This is a genomic window from Streptomyces sp. DT224 (assembly GCF_049844595.1).
Classification (GTDB): domain Bacteria; phylum Actinomycetota; class Actinomycetes; order Streptomycetales; family Streptomycetaceae; genus Streptomyces.
This window is the reverse complement of record NZ_JBNCLI010000013.1, coordinates 186,910-202,773: the sequence shown is the minus strand read 5'-3', so window position 1 is coordinate 202,773 and position 15,864 is coordinate 186,910. Positions and strand designations below refer to the sequence as shown.

Annotated in this window: 10 protein-coding genes; 8 read left to right on the top strand and 2 right to left on the bottom strand. The window is 75.6% G+C overall.

Annotated elements, in window-relative coordinates; genetic code table 11:
- Window positions 1-84: 84 nt before the first annotated feature.
- Both ACLQ2N_RS30325 and ACLQ2N_RS30320 read right to left on the bottom strand, forming a co-directional pair.
- Window positions 85-1,257 (bottom strand): hypothetical protein, encoded by a 1,173-nt coding sequence (locus ACLQ2N_RS30325; RefSeq protein WP_425817990.1) that lies wholly within the window; start codon window positions 1,255-1,257, stop codon window positions 85-87.
- A complete protein-coding gene (locus ACLQ2N_RS30320; protein WP_425817988.1) occupies window positions 1,254-2,318 on the bottom strand; it encodes a hypothetical protein in 1,065 nt (354 codons plus the stop codon). Before ACLQ2N_RS30320 ends, ACLQ2N_RS30325 begins: the two co-directional genes overlap by 4 nt.
- A gap of 329 nt (window positions 2,319-2,647) precedes the next feature.
- On the opposite strand from ACLQ2N_RS30320, the gene ACLQ2N_RS30315 reads away from it, so the two are divergent.
- Genes ACLQ2N_RS30315 through ACLQ2N_RS30280 form a run of 8 tightly spaced genes read left to right on the top strand, consistent with a single transcriptional unit; the run spans window position 2,648 to window position 15,859 of the window.
- Window positions 2,648-4,540: a hypothetical protein gene (locus ACLQ2N_RS30315; RefSeq protein ID WP_425817986.1), complete on the top strand. Its 1,893-nt coding sequence runs from the start codon at window positions 2,648-2,650 to the stop codon at window positions 4,538-4,540.
- A gap of 28 nt (window positions 4,541-4,568) precedes the next feature.
- On the top strand, window positions 4,569-5,750 hold the full coding sequence (locus ACLQ2N_RS30310; protein ID WP_425817984.1) for a hypothetical protein: 1,182 nt from the start codon (window positions 4,569-4,571) through the stop codon (window positions 5,748-5,750).
- Entirely contained in the window at window positions 5,747-8,383 is a 2,637-nt protein-coding gene (locus tag ACLQ2N_RS30305; protein ID WP_425817982.1) for a hypothetical protein, read from the top strand. The genes ACLQ2N_RS30310 and ACLQ2N_RS30305 overlap by 4 nt, the downstream gene beginning before the upstream one ends.
- Window positions 8,380-9,705 carry a hypothetical protein gene (locus ACLQ2N_RS30300; RefSeq protein ID WP_425817980.1) on the top strand — a complete coding sequence of 442 codons (1,326 nt, stop codon included), beginning with the start codon at window positions 8,380-8,382 and terminating at the stop codon, window positions 9,703-9,705. Before ACLQ2N_RS30305 ends, ACLQ2N_RS30300 begins: the two co-directional genes overlap by 4 nt.
- A complete protein-coding gene (locus ACLQ2N_RS30295) occupies window positions 9,702-11,258 on the top strand; it encodes a VWA domain-containing protein (RefSeq protein WP_425817978.1) in 1,557 nt (518 codons plus the stop codon). The genes ACLQ2N_RS30300 and ACLQ2N_RS30295 overlap by 4 nt, the downstream gene beginning before the upstream one ends.
- Entirely contained in the window at window positions 11,255-11,914 is a 660-nt protein-coding gene (locus tag ACLQ2N_RS30290; protein WP_425817976.1) for a 4Fe-4S single cluster domain-containing protein, read from the top strand. The genes ACLQ2N_RS30295 and ACLQ2N_RS30290 overlap by 4 nt, the downstream gene beginning before the upstream one ends.
- A complete protein-coding gene (locus tag ACLQ2N_RS30285) occupies window positions 11,904-13,292 on the top strand; it encodes a hypothetical protein (RefSeq protein WP_425817974.1) in 1,389 nt (462 codons plus the stop codon). The genes ACLQ2N_RS30290 and ACLQ2N_RS30285 overlap by 11 nt, the downstream gene beginning before the upstream one ends.
- Window positions 13,289-15,859 (top strand): AAA family ATPase, encoded by a 2,571-nt coding sequence (locus tag ACLQ2N_RS30280; protein ID WP_425817972.1) that lies wholly within the window; start codon window positions 13,289-13,291, stop codon window positions 15,857-15,859. The genes ACLQ2N_RS30285 and ACLQ2N_RS30280 overlap by 4 nt, the downstream gene beginning before the upstream one ends.
- Window positions 15,860-15,864 lie beyond the last annotated feature (5 nt).

Here is a 15,864-nt window from a genome sequence, read left to right as displayed (position 1 = left end):
TTTCGGGTGCGTCAGCACGTCATCAGGGCCGACTCCGAGGTGAGGCGGCCCTGATGACGTCGCTACGTGTTGTTCGCTCGGCGCTCAGGGCGCGGGGAGCGTCAGCTTCTGCGGGCCGCAGCCGATCCGCTCGGCCTCCGCGGCCACGTAGGCCGGGAGCAGATCGCGGGTGAACGTGAAGCGGCTGCCCTTGCCCGCCGGGCGCAGCTGCTCCAGGACGAACATCACCGGCCCGGTCTGGCAGAGCGCCTTGAACACCGCCCGGTTCCCGCCGATCTTGCCGTAGCCCCGGGTCCCCTTCACGGGCGCACCCGAGTGCAGCGCGTCCGACGAGTAGATCTCGGACAGCGCCGGATCGGTCACCGTCGTCAGCCGCACGGCCGTCTCGTCGGAGTCGTACCCCGCCTCGCAGACCTGGGCCGGGCCGCCTTCGCCGCTGGCGCGCGTCTCCCGCAGCTCCTTCCGGTACGCCGCCGGCAGGGCGAGGCCCTTGATCCCGCAGAACATGGACGTCCGGGTGCTGTCCCACAGGACCGGCGGGTGCAGATCGCGCGGTTCCCGGTACGTGCCGGAGCAGCCGAAGCCGTCGATCACCCCGTTGGCCGCGTCGATCAGGGCTCCGGTCAGGGCCGTGCGGTCCCGCGGGGCTTCGTCGGGCGACACCTCGAAGTCCGCCCGGCCCATGCCGATGTCCACCACCGTGGGCCCGGTGAAGTCGTCGCGCCCGGTGCACGCCTGCGGCAGCGCGATCCAGGCGCGCGAGGACGAGGCCATGCCGGGCAGCCCGTCGCCGAGCGACACCATGCCCGAGGACAGGAACTCCCTCGGCCAGTCCTGCGCGTCGGTGCCCCGCAGCCCATCGAGACGGCGCACGTTCACCGTCACCTGGCGGCGCGCCCGGTCGCCCTCGTAGCTCGTGATGCGGCACTGGCCGTACGCACCGGTGCCGCCCATCGGGTCGTCGTGCAGGGACTGCTCGTCCACCTCGGTCCTGCGGTCCCCGAACAGGGCGTCCATGGAACCGGAACCGAGCGAGTCCCAGCAGGGCGCGGACGACCCCGCCAGCGGCAGCGTGTCCGTGCGCCAGGCGACCGTGCCCGCACCCAGCAGGGCCCCGGCCAGCGCGGCGGCGGTCGCGGCCCGCACGGTACGGCTTCGCAGCAGACGGCGGGCGAGCGGGGGCCGGGGCGCCTCCGGCACGGGGGTGGCTTCGGCGTCCGTCACCGGGTTCTCCTCCACGGCCTTCTCCTCACTCACGCGTCCTCACCGCTCCCGCATCCGATGCGCTTCCCCACGGACTCCACGAACCGCTCGAACACCCGCTGGTCGGAGGGGCGGCCCCGGTCCTGGAGACCGGCCTCCACGTGCCCGTAGAACACCGTCGGCCGGCCGCCGCAGCCGCGGCGCACCAAGCCCTGGCCAGTGCCCTCCGGCAGCCCCCGGAACAGGTCCACGAGACGGGTCCGGCCGGCCATCACGTACTGCGCGGACGGCTCCTCGGGCATCCGCAGCTGCCTCCACACCACCGAACACGTCTGGAGCCGGTCGGTGACCGCGCCCACCTGCTGCCGGTAGCGCGAGCCCTCGCCGTAGTCGAACGTCATCCCGGGGATCCGGCACAGAGGCGACGCCGCCGACTCCTCGTCCTCGGCCACGGTCACCATCGGGGAGCTGCTCCGCAGCGGCCGCGCGGGCGCGCACCCGGCCTTCTCCATACCCGTGTTGGCGGCGGCGAGCAGCATCCGGACCACGTCGGTGCGCGTGGCGATCGTGAACGGCACGGGCACCTTGCCGAGATGGCCGTCGCCCGTGCTCTCGCTGCGGATCGTCACCACGGACGGGGCGCCGTCCTTGTCGCAGGACGACGGGAGCACCAGCATGCCCCGGTCCCCGCCGGCCAGGCCGTCGAGCCCGTCCGGCAGCGGGGAGGCGGAGCCGTGGAAGTAGTGCGCCAGCCAGGCCCGCCGCTCCTTCGCCCCGGCGGGCACCGGACCGTACTCCAGGGTCACCGACTCCTCGAAGGCCAGCGGCTCGTCCGAGTCGTCGTCCTCGACCTCGGAGGTGACGGACACCGTGCAGGTGCCGTGGGGGCGGGCGGCCGACGGCGCGGCGGACTCGGTGGAGCCGCGCTCGGAGCCGGACTTCTCGAGCGCCCCGTCACCGAGGAAGGACGGGCCGCTGTTCTGCTCCCACGCACCCCAGCAGTAACTCTCCCGGAACGGCCCGCTGTCCGTCGCCCACAGGACGGTGCCCGTCGCCAGCACCGCCCCGGCCACCACCCCGGCGATGACCGAGGCCCGTCGCCTGCCGATGCCCATCACGTTCCCCCTCGTGAAGCAGTAAAGACCGCGCAAAGTGTCGATGCTACGACCTCACCGGTCACCTCGCGGAAGGGGGTGGCGGACCCAACTCGGCACAGAACGGACCCGGTTGCCGATTCCGTACGGCACCGGGCCCGCCCCCGTGAAGCACCCGAGCGAAGAACCGGTTCACCACGGGGTGTCCGGCGAGATGATCGGGTTCATCCTTCCGAACCCTGACCTTCGCGACCGCCGTTGTGTCACCATGACGCCCCGGAGCCGAGCGCCTGTGGTCAGTGACCATGCGCGGAGGGTGAGCGGCGGGGATACGAGGGGGGAGCCGGGGTTTGGCCAGGGGAACCGGTGCGGTGTGCCCGGTGTGCGCGACACCGGACACGGACGGACAGGAGTGCGCGGGCTGCTCCTGGCGCATGTGGGACGACCCGGTCCTCGGCGCCCTGACCGACGAGGACACCGACGCGGCCCGGACCGCGCTGCACACCGCCCAGCACGCCTGGGACTTACGGGCCGCGACGCTCTCACAGGGGGACGCGGAGGGCGTACGGCGGCTCGCCCCGCTGCTCAGGGCCGGACCGGCGGAGCCCGCACCGCCGTCCTTACCCGGGGGCTCCTTACCACCGCACGACTCCGCCCGCTGGCAGCAGATCCTCACCGACCTGGTCGACGGACGCATCCCCGACGTGGTGTTCGCCGAATTCACGCCCGACCGCCTGCACGTGATCCGCGCCGCCGCCGACCGCAGCGGCATCCCCCGCCAGACCGACGCCGGCAGCACCGACTGGGCCTCGCTCCTGCCCGTGCTGGACGGCGACGCCGCACCGCGCCGCTTCCGGCTCGCCGGGGGCATCGGCACCGAGCAGCCCCTGGACCGCGCGGAGTTCGACGCGGCGGTCACCCGGTGGCTGCGCACCCACCCCGCGCTCTCCCGGGCCCGCACGCTCGTGCTCCTCGGCCGCCGCAGCGGCTGGGTCCTCCTCGACCGGGCCGCCGCCCTGCTGCGGGCCGTGTACCGCCCGAGCGCCGAGATCGGACCCGGGCCCGGCGAAGCAGCCGCCGGCGCCGGCGCCGCCGCCGGCGCCGGCACCGCCTCCGGCACCGACACCGCCGAGGCGGTGCGCGCGGCGCTGCGGACCGCGCCGCTGGCCGTCGACCACTCCCTGCTCCTCGCCCGCGTGGACCGGCACACCGGCGAGGTGCACGCCCACACCCAGGTCCTCTTCCCGGCCGGATCGCGGCTGCGGCGCGGGGAGACCGCGACCGCCGAGATCACCGTCTACGGCGGACTCGCCGCCCGCGCCCCGGTGCTGCTGCCCGTCCTCGCGGGGACCCCGAGGGCCGACGGGCGCGGCGCGGTGGCCCTCTCCGCGCGGCGGACCGACCTCGCCGCCTTCGCACCCGCACGCCTCGCGTTCGTCCTGCACGGCCCGGGGGAGGTCACCGCGCACGAGGGCGCCCACGCGGAGGGCCGGTGCGAACTCCCCGACATCCCCGCCCTGGTGGGCAGCCTGCCCCGGCGCGTGATCCAGCCGCCCGCCCTCGACGTGTTCCTCACCGTCGAGATGAGCGGCGCCGACGCCGAGGAGACCGGCGAGCGGCTCGGCTTCGCCCGGGACGTCATCGCCACCCTGGCCCGGCGGCACGGACCCGGCCTGCGCGTCGGCGTCGTCGGCCACTACGACCACGCGGTCCACGAGAACCGCTACGGCCCCCGCCCCCTGCTCCTGCTGCGCGTCCCGGCCGGCCCCGCCCGGGCCGCCCTCGCCGCGCTGACCGGCTGGCGGCCCGCGCGGCGCGAACAGGACACCGCCTCCTCGCTGGAGGACGCCCTCAGGGAAGTGGGCCGGCTCGTCCGGGCCCGGCCCCCCACCGCCCGCGTCCCGGACACCCGACGCGTCCTGCTCGTCGTCGGCCGCCGCCCGCCCGGACTGCCCGAGCAGCAGCACGAGATGGTGCCCGCCTGCCCCCTCGGCGCCGACTGGCGCGCCGAACTCGACGGACTGCGCGCCCGGGGGGTCCGGGTCCTGGCCCGCGCGGACCCGGACGCCGGCCCGAAGGGCCCCGTCCACCACTACACCGCGTCCGCGTGGGACGCGCTCGGGGCAGGCGGCTCCTTCCGCCCCGGCTCCGAGACGGCGGACGACGTGGCCGACGCCCTCGCCCCTTCCTGGCAGTGGGACGGCCCGCCCTGTCCGCTGGCCCTCGCGACCCCGCTGCTGTGACCGACCGCCTTGGTACGAGGAGAGACACATGACCGATCCGTACTACGACCCCAACGAGCCCCCCGAGGACGCGGTCGGGCGCTCCGAACCGCCGGGTCACACCGCCTCGTCCTCCGACCCCGACGCCACCACGGCCCCCTGGGGCACCCTGCCGCCGCAGCCCGACACCACCGTCGCCTACGGGCCGGGACAGCCGTCCTACCCCTCGGTGGACGGCCACCTCGAACCCCTGCCGATCCCCGTCGCCCCCACCGGTGTGGAGAACCCGGCGGCCGACCGGGTCCGCATCGGGCTGTGGGGCGCGCCCCGCTCCGGCAAGACGACCTACCTGGCCTCGATGGCCATCGCCGCGATGCAGCAGCAGCGCCACAGCCGCTCCAACTGGGTCATCGGCGGGATGAACCCCGAGTCCATCGAATTCCTCAACGACGGCGTCACCCAGCTGGCGATCCGCCGCCTCTTCCCCGAGGCGACCGTGGGCCTCCAGCCCCTGTCCTGGTCCTTCCAGGGCGACGAGCCGAAGGCCGGGCCGTTCAAGAAGAGCAGGGAGACCGGCTTCATCCTGGAGGTCCAGGACGTCACCGGCGAGGCGTACCGGGGCGACGAGGCCAACGCCCTGCGGCCCAGGGTCCTCGACCAGCTGGCCCGCTCCCAGGGGCTGATCTACCTCTTCGACCCGCTGCTCGACAGCCAGCGGGCCGGGGAAGGGCTCAACTTCCTCTACTCGATGCTCACCGAACTCAACGCCCGGGTCCGCGACGCCGGGAAGCTCCACCGCAACCGGCTGCCCCACCACGTCTCGGTCTGCATCACCAAGTTCGACGACCCCGAGGTGTTCCGTCCGGCCGTGGAGGCGGGCTGGGTGACGCAGAGCCTGGAGGGCAACCGGCTGCCGCGCGTCCCCGACGACCAGGCGGCCCGCTTCTTCCAGTGGATGTGCGACGACGTGCGCGGCGCCAGCGCCCGCCTGGTGCGCGACGGCCTGTCCAACTTCTTCCACCCGTCGCGCATCTCGTACTACGCGACCTCCGCCATCGGCTTCCGGCTCAACCCGCAGAACATCTTCGACTACCGCAACTACCTGAACGTCGAGGTCGTGGACGGCGTCCCCCGCATCTGCACCTCGCCCGTGCCCATCAACGTGCTGGAACCGCTGATCGACCTCGAAAGGCGCATCCGGTCCGGCGGCTCGAAGCCGTGGCAGCGGTGAGCGAGAGCCCGGGCGCGGTCCCGCTGCCCGCCGACTGGGCCGTGCTGGGCAAGCGGGCGGGCCGCTCCATGGGGTACGAGGTGCTGGACGGCAGCCTCCCGGGAGACCGGGCCCAGCGCTATCTGTGGAGCGCCACCACGGGCACCCCGGACGGCCGCGACCCGGACGGCGAACTGCCCTGGCGGGTCTTCCTCAGCACCGCGGACGGTGAGGACCGGCCGGTCTGCGCGGTGGTCGACACGACCTGGGACGGCTCCAAGGACAGCACCGGCAGGCCCAGTTACACCTGGCGGCTGCTGCTCGCCGAATGGCAGCCCGCCAGTCGGGCCGGGCTGACCTGGACCTCCCTCGACCGGGCCGCCGCCCGCACCGAGACCCAGCCCGGCGCCGAGGCCGTCCTGCACGCCGAGCGCACCCCCGCCGCCGAACTCGCGGACACCATCGACCGGCTGGGCTTCGAGTGGGCCGCCGGGGCGGCCGCCCTCCTCCTCGACGGCCGGCACCTCGTCATCACCGCCCCGCGCGGCTCCGCCCTCCCCGGCATCGCCGAGCGGGTCCGGGTCCTCGACGCGATCTGCGCCCTGCTGCCGTACGGCTGCCGCACGTGGCTCAGTGGCGCCACCTGGGCCGGCAAGACCGAGCACGCGCTGCGGCTGGTGTTCGCCGGGTCCGCGCGCAGCGGGCAGCTGGAGCTCCCGCTCGCCACCGGCCGGGCCCCGGCCCCCGGCGGCGACACCGCCCGCATCTACCTCGCCGAGCTGTCCCGGGTACGCGCCAAGCGGGAGTCCACCGCCGACGTCGTCGCCCACCTCCTCGCCGCCACCGCACCCGTCCCGCTGCGCGAAGGCGCCGACGCCGTCCGCGTCCTGCGCGAACTGGACCTTCTGGACTCCGTCCTGGACGCCGTCCGGCAGGGCAGGGGGCAGACCGAGGAGGTGGGGCGGCTGCTCGCCCTGCACGCCCTCGACACCCTGGCCGAGCGAGGGCAGCGGGAGCTGGTCTCCTTCCTCGCCCGCACCGCCGTGCGCCCCGACGACGGCGCCGCCACCGCCCTCCTCGCCCGCCACTGGATTCCGGCGGTCCCGGACCTGCTCGCCGCCGACGTCCTCGCACAGCCGGCGTCCAAGGAGACGTTCGCCCTGGCCAGGAAGTACCTGAGCCTGATGCACGCCCTGGAAGGGACCGGCCGGCCCGCCGCGTTCGGCCGTCTCTTCACGGCACTGGCGACCGCCCCCGGCTACGACCCCGTCTGGGCCGGACAGCTCGCCTACATGGTGGAACGGGAGTACGGCTACTCCACCGAGACCACCGACGGGGTCCTGCTGGCCTCACCGGAGGCCGGACTCGCCTGGGTGCGCGGCCTGTTCACCAACCACGCCCGCGAACTGCGCCCGCTGGAAAGGCTGCTGTCCCTCGCCGCCGCCCCCGGCGCGGGACCGTTCCCCCGCTGGCTGCGCTTCGCCGGCGCGCTCACCGGCCACCACACGGCCGCCGGCGCCACCGAGGCCGACGCCACCGCGTTCGTCGGGGACAACGAGGAAGCCTGGCGCATCGCCCTGGAGACCGCCCGCGACCACGGGCAGCCCGCCGTGATCGGCCCGCTGTGGCCCGTCCTGCGCGGCGTCCTGCGGGCCGGCCGGCAGGCCGAACTCCTCACGCTCCTCGACGAACTGGCCCGCCCCGGAGCCCCCGGGCTCCCGCCGGGCACCGCCGCCGAAGCGGACCTGCTGTGGCTCACCGGCCGGGCGGCGGACCCCGGCTTCCGCCCGGCGGCCCCGCTGCCCCGGCTGCTCGGGATCACCGACGGGGCCCCCGCCCTCGACCGGTACGCCGACGCGCTCGTGGCCCGCACCGACGGGGACCCCGCCCTGCGCGACGACGTGATCGCCGCCCTCCTCGGGGACCGGCCGGACCCCGAGCACGGCTGGCCCGTCCTCACCCGGTGGATGAAACAGCGGCCCAGCATCGAGACCACCGTCGGCGAGGGCCTGTCCCGGCGGCTGATGCAGGCGGACTACGGCCACTGGCTCGACCTCGACCTCCCCACCGACCTGGTCGAGGGCCTGGAACGCACCGGGCTCGGCTGGCTGCGCGCGGTCCGGCGGCTGCGGCTGGCCGTCAACGCCCGGGCGGAGCTGGGCGAACTGGCGAGGATCATCATCAGCGGCTGCCCGCACCGCTCGGTCACCGGCCGCCTGCTGGACGAGATCGCCGCCCTGATCAGCGACTGCGGCCCCGACTTCGGCTACGCGCTCACCGCCGAACTCGACCGGCAGCAGCCCCGCATCGGCCTCGCGGTGTACGAGGCACTGGGCCGCGACGCCCGGTACCGCGAACTGTGCGCCCGGCTCATCCGCCACAGCCACCACGAGGAGACCCGCCACCGCGGGATCATCGGAGCCCTCAGCGCCCCCGCACACACCGCCCCGCCCCGCGGAGCGTACCCGCCCCGCCCCTCCCCGCCCGCCGCCCCGCCGTCCGCCCCCCAGCCGCACCCCCCGGCCCCCGGCGGCCCCCAGGGAGCCCCGCCCCGGACCCCCGACGGCCACCCCGCCTACCCGCCCGCCTCCTCGTACCAGGAGGAGCGCTCACCCCGATGGGGGTTCCGGCTCAAGAAGAAGGGGGACGGATGACGGCACTCGCGATCGACGCCGGATCGCGGTACGCGCGCCTCGCCCGCGTCGGGCCCGGCGGCGACCCCGAACCGGTCGAGCTGCCGGGCGCGGTGCCCGGCGAGGGGCTGTCCGTGCCCGAGGCGGCGCGCGGCGACCGGGCCGCCGCCCTGCGCGCCGCGTACGACGCCTACCTCCGGCACCACGACGCCCCGGCCCGGCTGCTCGTCGTCGTCCCGCAGCACGACCGGGCCGGCCACGCGCGCCGCGCCGCCGACGTCCTCACCGCCCCGTCCGCCCGGGCGCCGGCCCCCGACGTGCGCACCCTCGCCACCCCGCACGCCGTGCTCGCCCTGCTCCGGCACACCGGCGGCCTCGCACCCGGCCGGTACGCGGTGTGCGACCTCGGCGCGTCGGCCGCCGAGGTGTCCGCGTGCGTCGTGACCCCGGGCGCGGTGGCCGTCGCCGCCGCCTCCCGGCACGCCCCCGACGACGGCTACGGCGCCGGCTTCGACACGGCCCTCCTCACCCGGTCCGGGCTCACCCCCGACGACGGCACCCGCCGCGCCCTGGCCGCCGTCCGGGCAGAGCCGGGCGCCGGCCGCCGCCTCGCCCTCGTCCTCGACCGGGCCGCCCGCGACCCCGCACGCTTCGAGACCACCGCCGTCCACCACGTCGCGGGCCGCCCCGTCACCGCCGGCACGGTCCGCGCCGCCCTGCCGCTGCTCACCGACGGCCTCGACCGGGCGCTGGCCGAGGCGCTGGGCGCCCCCGGCCGGACCGCCCCGCTCGCCCTGGCCGGCGGCGTCGCCCGCTTCGGCCCCCTCCACCCGCACCTGGACGCCGCCGGGCTGCCGCTCACCGCCCTCCCCGACGGCACCGACCCGGCCCACGCGGCGGTCCTCGGCGCCGCGCTCGTCGCCGCCGGCCGCGTCGACCCGGCCGACCGCTACCCGTACGAGCTGTGGATCGGCGCGCACCGCACCGAGGCCGGCCGGCCCACGGACCGGGAGCTGCTGATCAGCGCCGCCGGGACGCTGGAACCCGGCGGACCCCCCGTCTACGCCGAGACCGACGGGCGGCGCATCGGCGTGCGCACCGCCCCGGGGCGCCCGGTGCGGGTGCGGGTGAGCGACCCCGCGAGCGGTGCCCGCGCCCCCCTCACCACCCTCACCCTGCCCGGCGGCGGCGAGACCGACCGCTTCCACGTGGGCGTCCGGCTCGCCGCCGACGGGACCGCCGCCCTGGTCCTGCACCCCCTCGGCGCCGGACCGCCCGGAGCGTTCCCGCTGGGCACCCTGCCGGCCGACATCGGCACCGACTCCAAGGAAGTGGGCCCGTGAACCGCACCGCCCCCGCCCGGCCGCTCCGGCGCCGCGCCGCGCTGCTCGCCGCCGCGCTCCTCGCCGCGCTCCCGGCCGCCCCCGCCCAGGCCGCGCCCGCCGCCCCGGACCCCACCCGCGCCGAGATATACCGGGCGCTCGAACTGGAGCGGGAACCGGCCGACTACGCGATCCTCGTGGACACCTCCGGCTCCATGACCAAGGAGGGCCGGTACCACACCGTCCGCGCGACGCTGCGCCCCTTCCTGGACGGGCTCACCCCGGAGGACCACGTCGCGCTGTTCACGTTCGACTCCCGGACCGAGGCGCGCTACGTGGGCCCGGCCGGCGACACCTCGAAGATCATCGCCGCGCTCCCGGCCGCGCCCACCGAGGGCGGCGACACCGACATCGGGGCCGCCCTGGACGCCGCCCTGAAGGAGGTGGCACGCGACGACGCCTCCCCGGTGTCCTCGGTCGTCCTGCTCACCGACGGCGAGCACCGCCCCGCCGCCCATTCCCGCTATCCCAAGGCGTCCGGCCCCGCCTGGGTCGCGCTCACCAAGCGGGCGAAGGCGGTCGCCGGACGCACCGCACTCGCCGGATACGCCATCCCCCTCGGCGGCGGCGCGACCGGCGCGGGCCTCCTCGCGAACGTCGTCCCCGACACCACCGTCCTGCGCCCGAACGGCATCCAGGACCTCGGCGCCTACCTCGCCCGGGCCGGCGACCGCGCCCGCGCCCGCAAGGCCGCGCGCCTCCTCGCACCCGACGCCGGCAAGGGCGTCACCGCCACCTGGCAGGACGGCGACACGCTCGACCTCGGCGACGGCTCCGCCACCAGGAAGCTCACCCTGCGCTCGGCCACCGCCCACGTCCCCCTGACCGTCACCGGGCTGAGCGCCTCCGTCACCGGACCGGACCTGGCCGTCGAAGGGCTGCCCACCCGGCTCGCCCTGGAACCGGGCGAGTCGAAGACGTACACCCTCCGGCTGCGCGGCCGGCTCTCCGCAGGCGCCCTGCCCTACCGCCGCACCGAGAACGCCCGCGCCACCTTCCACCTGGCAGGCGAGGTCACCTCCCCCTGGCAGCGCCCCCTCGCCCCCGACATCCGGCTCAAGACCCCGGCGGCGGTACGCGTCCAGCAGACGGGGCTGCCGCTGCGGGCCGACGTGGGCTCCGCCGTGTTCCTGCCCGCACTGGCCGCCGGGCTCGCCGTCCTCGTCCTCGCCGGATGGCTGACCTGGCGGCGGACCAACCGGCCGCCGCTGCGGGGCGTGCTCCTGCTGGCCACCCCCTTCGGCGGGCCGCTGCCCGAACGCGTCGAGTTGCGCGGCCGCCGGATGACGCTGCGCCCCGCCTCGGCCGGCGGCCGGGGCACCGTCCACGGAAGGCGCAGGTCCACCCGCGAGGGCCCCCGCACCGATCTGCGCATCCGGTTCTCGCCGGACGGCACCGCCGCCCGCGAGAGCGGCGCGGTCTGCGCACCCGGCGCCGAAGTCGTCGTCAGCGGCGTCTCCTTCACCTACCTGGACGGGCCCAGCCAGGCCCCCGCCCCCGGATGGCCCGGATGACCGGCACCGCCCTCGACGTGGCCGCCACCCGCGTCGGCACCGAAGCGCTCGGGCCGGGCGTGCGGTCCGCGCTCTGGGTCCAGGGCTGCCCGTTCAGCTGCGCCGGCTGCATGGCCCCCGACTGGATCCCCTTCCGGCCGGCCCGGCAGGCCGCGCCGGCGGAACTGGCCCGGGAGCTGCTGGCCGACGCGCGGGTGACCGGGCTGACCTTCTCCGGGGGCGAACCCATGGCCCAGGCGGCGGGCCTCGCCGAAGTGGCCCGGCGGGCCCGGGAGATCCGCGACGTGACGGTGATCTGCTTCACCGGTTACCGGCTCGAACGGCTCCGCACCCGGCCGCCGGGACCCGGCGTCGCCGCGCTCCTGGCCGAGGTGGACGTCCTGGTGGACGGCGTGTACGTGGCCGCGCTGGACGACGGACGCGGTCTGCGCGGCAGCGCCAACCAGCGCGTCCACCACCTCACCGGGCGCCTCGCGGACACGGGGTACGACTTCGAGCACCGCACCCGGTCCGCCGAGATCGCCGTCAACGGTCCGGAGGCCCTGCTCATCGGCGTACCGCCGCCCGGCCTGCTCGACGCCTTCGACCTCGCCGTCGACGCGGTCCGCACCCGCACCACGACTCCCGTGAGAGGACAGGAACACGATGAGCGGTAGGAAGCGCATCCAGGTCGACGAGTCCGAGTGGTATCGCATCCAGCGCAAGGCCCAGCAGCTCAAGGACGTCCAGCGCAACATCCCCGGCCTCATCGAGGAGGTCCGCCGGAAGACCGGCGAGGACCTGGACCGGGTCTTCTCACGCGTCGAGGAACGCCAACAGCGCCACGAAGCGGTCGTTCAGGGCCTCAGCGAGCAGACCCGCCGCCTGGAGGCCGACACCGCGCGCCGGCTCCGCGACCAGGCCGCCGAGGTGCGCGGGGCGCTCGCCGCCTCTGCCGGACAGATCCGCGAGGAGACCCGCCGCAGCCTCGCCGAACAGCAGGAACGAACCCGCCGGGCCATCGCCGAGGAACGCGCCGAACGCCGCGCCGAGACCGCCCGGCTGGCCCGGGAGATCGGCGAGCTCACCGAGGACCGCGCCCACGCCGGCCGCACGGTACGCACCTGGCTGGCCGACGCCCGCGCCCTGGCCGCCGACCTTGCCGAGGCGGGGCTCCACGAGCGCTACGCACCGGGCGAACTGGACCGCCTCACCGGCCGGCTCACCACCGCCGAACAGAACGCCGCCGAGGGCAGGTTCGACGCCGCCCTCGCGCTCGTCCAGGAGACCTGCCACTCCCTGAGCGAGCTCCGCGCCGACACCGAACAGCGCGAACTCGAGCGCTGCACCGCCCAGATGGCGGCCATCGACGCCCTCGCCACCGTGGCCGGTGCGATCGAGGGCAGCCGCGAACAGCCCGTCACCGGCCCCGACGGTGCGGTCCTGCCCGACTACACCGTGGACGTCGCCTACTGGTCCGAGGGCGACTGGGACCGGCTGCGCACCGAGGCCGCCGAGACCCTGGCCCGCGCCCGGGACGACGCAACGGCCACCGACGAACTGCTCGGCCTGCGCGACCGGGACGCGCCCCGCCTGGAGGAGGAGCTCGGCGACACCGTGGGGCGCGCGACGATGCGCCACCTCGCCTCGCAGCTCCGGGTGAACCTGGCCGACACCGTCGCCCACAGCCTGAGCAGGCTCGCCTACTACGACTTCGTGGACGGCGAGTACGAGAACGCCGACCCCCGGGGCTCGTACTACGCCAAGCTGCGCCACGAGAACGGCAACGAGATCGTCCTCGACATCTCGCAGGCCGCCCCCGACTCCGGCGAACAGGTCGTCCGGGTCCTCTCCTACGACTACGACACCACCTCCGAGGACCAGCTCCGCGACCGCGCCGAGGCCGTCCGGCAGGCCCTCGCCGAGGACGGCCGGGCCGCCCCGGCCGCCCCCGAGGCCGAACCCGGCACCCCCGACCGGGGCTTCCTGGACATCGAGGGCCACCGGCAGCGCGGGGAGCAGGCCCGGCGGAAGGGAACGGGGAGCGGCGGATGACCCGGCTGGGCAAACCGGCCCGCCCCGCCGGGCCGCTGGTGGAACGGCTCGACCCGGCGGCCCTGCGGGGCGGCGAACCGTTCACCATCCTCTACGGCCCCGGCGCCGGGGACGTCTTCGTCGACACCGCCTACCAGGTGTGCCGGCTGGAGGAGGCGCTGTGGCGGCTGCTGCGCGCCGAGGGCTACGAGCGGATCGTCTTCAGCTCCACCGACCACCCCGTCTACTTCCGGGACACCGCGTCCCGCGACCTGTCCCGTCCCGCCGGGCGCACCCCCGGCCCCCGCACGGGGCTCCCCGTCATGCGTACGCCGGGCATGCGCGGCCCGATGGGAAACCTCCGGGTCACCGGCGCCGCACCCCGCGAGGAGAGCACACCGCTGCCCGCGCCCGCTCCCGGAGTCAGCGACCCGTTCGCCGTGATGACCCTGAAGGGTTATCTGACGCAGCGCCGGCACCGTACGGCCGTCGTCTTCGCGCACGCCGAGGGCACCCTGCTCCACTACCGCGCCCAGCGCGAACTGGCCGGTGCCATGGACGGCTGGGCCGACGACCACGGCAACGGAAACCTGTGGCTGATGGTCTTCCGCAGGCCCGGCCTGGACGAGGTCGCGCGGTTCGTGGAGTCCTGCCACGCCTACCCGGCCCTGGAGGCCCTGGTCCGCCAGCAGGCCGCCGCCCCGGGCCGCCCCGGCACCGCCAGGATCGGGCACCCGCCCGCCGCCGAGGTGGAACGGCTCATCCACGCCGTACGGCTGCGCACCGGGCTGCGCGTCGGGGACTGGCGGGAACTGGACACCGTGGTCAAGGCGATGGGCAGCCACCCCCGCACGGCGCGGGCCTGGCAGGCGTGGCTGGAACAGCTGGCCGGCACCCCGGGCGCCGTACTCGGCCCGGCCGCGGTACGCGACTCCTTCCCCGGGGTCACCACGGACGACCCCCGCAGCCCCTGGGAGCGGCTGGCGGCCATGCCCGGGCTCGACGTCGTGCGCGAGCGCTTCGAGCACCTGCGGGCCGAGACCGAGACGGCGGAGGCCCTGCACGCGGGCGGCCGGTCCGGCGTCTTCGAACCGCCCTCCCTGCACCTGGTGTTCACCGGCAACCCCGGCACCGGCAAGACCACGGTGGCCCGCCTGGTCGGCGAGATCTACCGCGACCTCGGGCTCCTGGAGCGGGGCCATGTGGTCGAGGCGAAGATGAGCGACCTGGTGGCCGGTTACGTCGGCCAGACGGCCGGGCTCACCGACGCCACGATCGAGCGGGCCCTGGACGGCGTGCTGTTCATCGACGAGGCGTACGGACTCAGCGACCAGCGGGACGGGTTCGGCGACGAGGCCATCCAGTCGCTCCTCGCCCGCATGGAGAACGACCGCGCCCGGCTGGTCCTGATCGTCGCCGGATACCCCGACAAGATGGCCGAGTTCCTGGAAGCCAACCCCGGCCTCAAGAGCCGGATCGCCGAGGACAACATCCTGCGCTTCCCCGACTACGCGCCGGGGACCCTGCACACCATCGCCCTCGACCGCCTCCGCGAGCGCGGCGCACGGCCCGCCCCCGAGACCGAGACCCAGCTCCTCAGCATCGTGACCGAGATGCACCGCACCCGGGACGAGTTCTTCGGCAACGCCCGCGACATGCGCACCCTCGCGGACGCCGTCTTCACCCGCTGGTCCCACCGGGTGCGCCGCGACGTCGACGAACCGGTCGTCCCCGACGACCTGCCGGAGCGCTACCGGGACTACCTGGAACGCCCGGCGCCCGACCCCGCGCGGCTCCTCGCCGACCTGGACTCGTACGTGGGGCTGGGCCCGGTCCGCGAGGTGCTGACCAGCCTCGCCAACCGGCAGCGCCTGCGCCAGGCCCACGGCAGCGGCGAACTGACACCCCCGCACCTGCTGTTCACCGGGCCGCCCGGGACCGGGAAGACCTCCGTCGCCCAGCTCGTCGGCTCCCTCTTCCGCGAGCTGGGCCTGTTGCGCAAGGGGCACGTCGTGCAGGCGAGCCGGGCGACCCTGGTCGGCGCCCACCTCGGCGAGACCGCCCCCCTGGTCCGGCAGGCCGTGCAGGACGCCCTGGACGGGGTCCTGTTCATCGACGAGGCGTACAGCCTGGTCAGCGATGTGCGATACGGCGGCTACGGGAAGGAGGCGATCGACACCCTGGTCCTGGAGATGGAACAGTGGCGGGGCCGCCTCTCCGTGATCGTCGCCGGCTACCCCCGGGACATGGACGACTTCCTGGCCTCCAACCCCGGCCTCCCGTCCCGCTTCACCGAGCGCGTCCCCTTCCCGCACTACGGCCCCGAGGACCTCCTGGAGATCCTGCGCCGGATGGCCGCGGCCCAGGGCTACACCCTGCACCCCGAGGTGCCGCGCCACGCGGGGGAGTGGCTGGCCGCGACCCGCCGCGCCGACCCGACGGGCTTCGGCAACGCCCGCACCGTCCGCAAGCTCCTGGAACTCATGGAATCCCGCCTGGCCGCCCGCTTCACCCGGGCCGGCGAGGGCTCCGAGGCGGGCACCTTCAGCCAGTTCCTGCCGGAGGACGTACCGGCTCCGCCGTACTGAACCGA